Annotated in this window: 4 protein-coding genes; 1 reads left to right on the forward strand and 3 read right to left on the reverse strand. The window is 51.4% G+C overall.

Features of this window, described 5'->3' with window-relative positions:
- Positions 1-43: 43 nt before the first annotated feature.
- The 3 genes from HMPREF3066_RS11270 to ccoG all read right to left on the reverse strand — a co-directional run bounded on the left by HMPREF3066_RS11270 (position 44) and on the right by ccoG (position 3,006).
- Positions 44-589, reverse strand: a complete 546-nt coding sequence (locus HMPREF3066_RS11270; RefSeq protein WP_070443035.1) for a type IV secretion protein Rhs — start codon at positions 587-589, stop codon at positions 44-46.
- A gap of 332 nt (positions 590-921) precedes the next feature.
- Positions 922-1,491 (reverse strand): FixH family protein, encoded by a 570-nt coding sequence (locus HMPREF3066_RS11275; protein WP_070443036.1) that lies wholly within the window; start codon positions 1,489-1,491, stop codon positions 922-924.
- 3 nt (positions 1,492-1,494) lie between these two features.
- A complete protein-coding gene (ccoG, locus tag HMPREF3066_RS11280; RefSeq protein ID WP_070443037.1) occupies positions 1,495-3,006 on the reverse strand; it encodes a cytochrome c oxidase accessory protein CcoG in 1,512 nt (503 codons plus the stop codon).
- A gap of 516 nt (positions 3,007-3,522) precedes the next feature.
- Here ccoG and tkt point away from each other — a divergent pair.
- Positions 3,523-5,502 (forward strand): transketolase, encoded by a 1,980-nt coding sequence (gene tkt, locus HMPREF3066_RS11285; protein WP_070443038.1) that lies wholly within the window; start codon positions 3,523-3,525, stop codon positions 5,500-5,502.
- Positions 5,503-5,600: the final 98 nt, after the last annotated feature.

Below are 5,600 nucleotides of genomic sequence, written 5' to 3' on the forward strand. Positions count from 1 at the left end.
CAGAGGCTGAGACAATGAACACGTTCTCAGACAGCAAAAGCCTTCAAGTCCGTTTGTTTTTTCGATAAAACCTGCATTGAGGCAGCCATTCTTTTTGGCACGGGTCGTCGATAAACGACTTTAAAATCTTTTGAAAGGTTTGATTTTGGGCGTTGTATATGTTGCCTTTTAGATGACACGACGCGTAATAATGCGCCAATAAATCCGCCTGCTGCTCCATATTCAGCATACCGAAATGACAAATATCAGACAGATTGGGATAGAGATAGGCACGGCGGCGGCGGTAGCCTCCGCTGACGAACAAAAACAATCCGCCCAACCAGGTTTTAAATCCTTGCTGGTACTGCCAAACATGGGTCAATTCATGAATCATCCATATTTGATGGGACTCGGAAGCGAGGGCGAAGTCGTCAGGACAATTATTGCGCGGGAAATAGATGTTCCCGTTGGGCGAAACGGCAACCTGCATGGTTGGTAGGCAAGGAATGCCTTGATAGATTTTGACGCGGGCGTAATCAATGCTGTCGGCAAAAATCAGCTTTGCCATTTTGATTTCGTTGTCCGTCAGCCTGCGCCAGCGTTTGCTCATACCTTGTCCTTGTTACTTTCATGACGACCGGGGTCATCTGAAAACGGTTATCCTGCCTTATCAGTCATTCAGCTATGTTCACGACCGATACTGCCCTGCCCGCTTTATAGTGGATTAAATTTAAATCAGGACAAGGCTGCAGACAGTACAGATAGTACGGAACCGATTCACTTGGTGCTTCAGCACCTTAGAGAATCGTTCTCTTTGAGCTAAGGCGAGGCAACGCCGTACTGGTTTAAGGTTAATCCACTATAATTGCGCCAACATCATCACAAACCTTACAACATGAAGGTCGTCTGAAATTTTTCAGACGACCTTTTGAGCCTGTCAAACTATTGTCCTGAATCTTTCGGCTTCTGATTGGCGTTCTCAAACAATTTGTTCATAGGGGTCAGATTGATTGCATTGCCTTGACTGACTATCCATTTATCCTCCACCCGCCAAACGCCCGAGGTATCTTCCACGCGCAGATACCAGTGGTTGGTCGGCGGCAGGGGTTTGAAAGTTGCTTCATACTCCATACGGCCGTTTTGGATTTCCGAGCTGACGGGGTGCAGTTTGACGGTTTGGTCTTCCGATTTTTTAGTCGGGTGCATCAAAAGGAGATTCAAAGGCTGTTTGGGATCGAATTCCCCGCTGACAAACACTTTGGCCGCATCCTTATCCGGACTGATCAACACTTGCACCTGCATATGCCGCTTTACTGCCTCTTCATCGCGGTGAAGCTGGATGTCGATGTGTTTGCCGTCTTTGTAATAGTCGTCCGTTACCAAATCGGTTGCATGCTCTTTGGCGACGAAGAACATGGCGACACTGGCAATCACAACGAAAATAGGCCCCGCCATCAACACCCACGGCCAAATGTGTTTGTACCAAGGTTTGACTTGTTTTTGCTCGGACACGTTTTATTCTCCGATAAAGGTTGCTTCTTCTTCCAAGATAGTGGGTTTGCCATCTGCTTTGCCGGTTTCGCGATAAGTGAAGGTAAACTCAATCGGATGGCTGCCCTTGTCGGCGTATTCGGGAATGGTGGAAACTTGGACAGGGATGGTCAACGTTTGGCGCGGTGCGATTTTCACGCCGCCTTCCGGCAATCCGGTCAGGGCAATTTCTTCAAAGCCTTTGACTGCCGCAGTCATCACTTGTTCGTTTTCGCTATTGTTGATAATGCGCAGGTTGTATGCGTTTTCCAGCCAACCTTTGCTGTTTTCGCGCACCATCACGCCGCGGTCTTTCAAAATATCGACTTCTACCATTTTGCGGGTGGAAAGTCCGACCAAGAAAGCAATAATAACCACCAGTAAAACAGCGCCGTATCCCGCCACACGCGGACGTTTCAAGCGTTTTTTGATGTCGCTTTCAGGATATTCGTGTTCCAACGCGCCTTCGGTCGTATAGCGTATCAGGCCGCGCGGATAACCCATTTTGTCCATAATTTCGTCGCAGGCATCAATACACGCCGCACAGCCGATACATTGGTATTGCAAACCGTCGCGGATATCGATACCGACGGGACAGACCTGTACGCACATGGTGCAGTTGATGCAGTCGCCCAATCCGCTGTCTTCTTTGTTGGCGGTTTTCTTGCGTGCGCCGCGCGGTTCGCCGCGTTCGGTATCGTAAGAAATAATCAGCGTGTCTTTGTCGAACATCGCGCTTTGGAAGCGTGCATACGGACACATATGCAGGCACACTTTCTCACGCATAACGTGGGCAAAGAAGAAGGTCATGAAGCCGTAAAACGCTGCGGCAAACATCGCGCCGCCGCCCGCCGCTCCGGCAAACAAGTCGGGAACGAACTGGCGGATCGGGACAAACCAGCCCGCAAAGGTAATGCCTGTCCACGCGCAGACAATGAAAATCAGCAGGGCTTTAGTTGCTTTGATGCGGATTTTAGTGAAATTCCACGGCGATTTTTCCAGCTTCAGGCGTTTGTTGCGGTCGCCTTCGACCAAGTTGTCGATCCAAAGCATGATTTCGGTGTAAACCGTCTGCGGGCAGGAATAGCCGCACCACAAGCGTCCGGCAATCGTCGTCCACCAAAACAGTCCGAAGGCGCAAATCATCAGCAGCAGGGCAAGGTAAATCAAGTCGCCCATACCCAGCGACAGCCCGAAAATGAAGAAATGGCGGTCCGGAATATTGAAGAGTACCGCCTGACGGTCGCTCCAGTTGAACCACGGAATCACATAAAACACAAACTGCGTCGCCAATACGGCGGCTATACGCAATTTGGCGAACCGCCCTTCCGCTTTTTTCGGATGGATGCGTTCCCCTTCGGGATGGATTTGGATGACGCTGGATTTGGGTTTTGAGGGTTTGGGCGGAGCGGTTTTTGCCGGTTTCTCGGACTGCTCTTTCGGGGCAGCGTTTTTTTCTTCTGACACAGCGTTTTCGGCTTGGTTTTCTGTTGACATTTTTCAGTGTTCCTTCGTGTGTTTGCGCGCAGGTCTTTTATTCTGATTACTGGTTTGATTGGTTTTTCAGACGACCTTTTATATGCGTCGGAATCATATCATTTGAGCTTGACCAAAGCAAAAAGCCCTACTTGGCTTTTATATGCCACCCGTTTTGATTTTTCCGTTGCCCAAGTCTGAAATCGGCGATATTCAAGCAGTTGCATATAACCGATGACACTATGTTTATAGCGAATCGCTATATCTCCGATAAAAATTTATAAACTACTGTTTCAAAACGGAATAACAGTTAATCTCATCTGCTTTGCCTGTTTCAGACGACCCCTTATGCGGACAATTTTTAAAACAGGACAACGCGAAACCGATGCCGTACCGGTTTGAAGTTGTCCTTCTGATAGACGGAAAGGTCGTCTGAAAGCCGCCCGCATCCTTGAAAGCCTGACCGAATCGGGCGATAATCAACGGAATTTTCTTTACCGTTACCGTTTCAAACCAATACAGCAAGGAAGGTACAAAATGTCTCAACTGGCAAACGCAATCCGTTTCCTCTCGGCCGATGCCGTTCAAAAAGCAAATTCCGGCCACCCTGGCGCGCCCATGGGTATGGCGGAAATGGCGGAAGTATTGTGGACGAAATTCCTTCACCACAACCCCGCCAACCCCAAATTCTACAACCGCGACCGCTTCATCCTCTCCAACGGCCACGCGTCCATGCTGTTGTACAGCCTGCTGCACCTGACCGGCTACAACCTGAGCATTGAAGACCTGAAAAACTTCCGCCAACTGCACAGCAAAACCCCCGGCCACCCCGAATACGGCTACACTGACGGCGTGGAAACCACGACTGGTCCGTTGGGACAAGGCATTGCCAACGCGGTGGGTATGGCATTGGCGGAAAAAATCCTGGCCGCCGAATTTAATAAAGACGGTTTGAACATCGTCGATCACTACACCTACGTCTTCATGGGCGACGGCTGCCTGATGGAAGGCGTATCGCACGAAGCCTGTTCGCTTGCCGGCACCTTGGGCTTGGGCAAACTGATTGTTTTATATGATGACAACAATATTTCCATTGACGGCAAAGTGGATGGCTGGTTTACCGAAAACATCCCGCAACGCTTTGAAAGCTACGGCTGGCACGTTGTTCCCAACGTAAACGGCCACGACACCGCCGCCATTCAAGCCGCCATCGAAGCTGCCCGCGCCGAAACCGGCAAACCGTCCCTCATCTGCTGCAAAACCTTAATCGGCAAAGGCAGCGCCAACAAAGAAGGTAGCCACAAAACCCACGGCGCACCTTTGGGCGCGGACGAAATCGAAGCCACGCGCAAACATCTGGGCTGGGCTTACCCCGCCTTTGAAATTCCGCAAGAAATTTACGATGCATGGAGCGCGAAAGAACAAGGCGCGAAATTGGAAGCGGAATGGAACGAGCTGTTTGCGCAATACCAAGCAAAATATCCTGCCGAAGCCGCAGAATTCGTGCGCCGCATGGATAAAAAACTGCCGGACAATTTCGATGCCTACGTTCAAACCGCATTGAAAGAAGTGTGCGCCAAAGCCGAAACCATCGCCACCCGCAAAGCCAGCCAAAACAGCATCGAAATTTTGGCTAAAGAGCTGCCCGAACTGGTGGGCGGTTCTGCCGACCTGACCCCGTCCAACCTGACCGACTGGTCAGGCAGCGTCTCCGTTACCCGCGACAAAGGCGGCAACTACATCCACTACGGCGTGCGCGAGTTCGGCATGGGTGCCATCATGAACGGCCTTGCCCTGCATGGCGGCGTGAAACCCTTCGGCGCGACTTTCCTGATGTTCAGCGAATACGAACGCAACGCCCTGCGCATGGCGGCGCTGATGAAAATCAACCCCGTGTTCGTCTTCACCCACGATTCCATCGGCCTCGGCGAAGACGGCCCGACCCACCAACCCGTCGAGCAAACCGCCACCCTGCGCCTGATTCCGAACATGGATGTATGGCGTCCGTGCGATACCGCCGAATCCTTGGTGGCCTGGGCGGAAGCGGTAAAAGCCGAAGACCATCCGTCCTGCCTGATTTTCAGCCGTCAAAACCTGAAATTCCAAGCGCGCAACGAACAACAACTGAACGACATCAAACGCGGCGGCTACGTTATCAGCGAAGCCCAAAGCAACGCCCAAGCCGTCATCATTGCCACCGGTTCCGAAGTCGAGCTGGCTTTGGAAGCGCAAAAAGCCCTCGCTGCACAAAACATCGCCGTACGCGTCGTTTCCATGCCGTCTACCAACGTCTTCGACCGCCAAGACGCCGTCTATCAAGCCGCTGTCCTGCCTGAAGGCCTGCCACGCATCGCCGTAGAAGCCGGACACGCCGACGGCTGGTACAAATACGTCGGATTGAACGGCGCAGTCGTCGGCATCAACCGCTTCGGCGAATCCGCCCCTGCCGAACTGCTGTTCAAAGAATTCGGCTTTACTGTGGAAAATGTGGTGGATACTGTGAAATCAGTGCTGTAAGCGGCAGCCATCGCATCAAAGGTCGTCTGAAAACGGAAGATGAAGGTTTTCAGACGACCTTTTTCCTTTATAGTGGATTAACTTTAAACCAGGACGGC

The sequence above is a fragment of the Neisseria sp. HMSC03D10 genome (genome assembly GCF_001807625.1).
GTDB lineage: Bacteria > Pseudomonadota > Gammaproteobacteria > Burkholderiales > Neisseriaceae > Neisseria > Neisseria mucosa.

Excerpts from the sequence above, each read along its gene's own strand:
- ccoG (WP_070443037.1), bottom strand. The coding sequence starts at position 3,006 with ATGTCAACAGAAAACCAAGCCGAAAACGCTGTGTCAGAAGAAAAAAAC.
- HMPREF3066_RS11270 (WP_070443035.1), bottom strand. The coding sequence starts at position 589 with ATGAGCAAACGCTGGCGCAGGCTGACGGACAACGAAATCAAAATGGCA.
- tkt (WP_070443038.1), top strand. The coding sequence starts at position 3,523 with ATGTCTCAACTGGCAAACGCAATCCGTTTCCTCTCGGCCGATGCCGTT.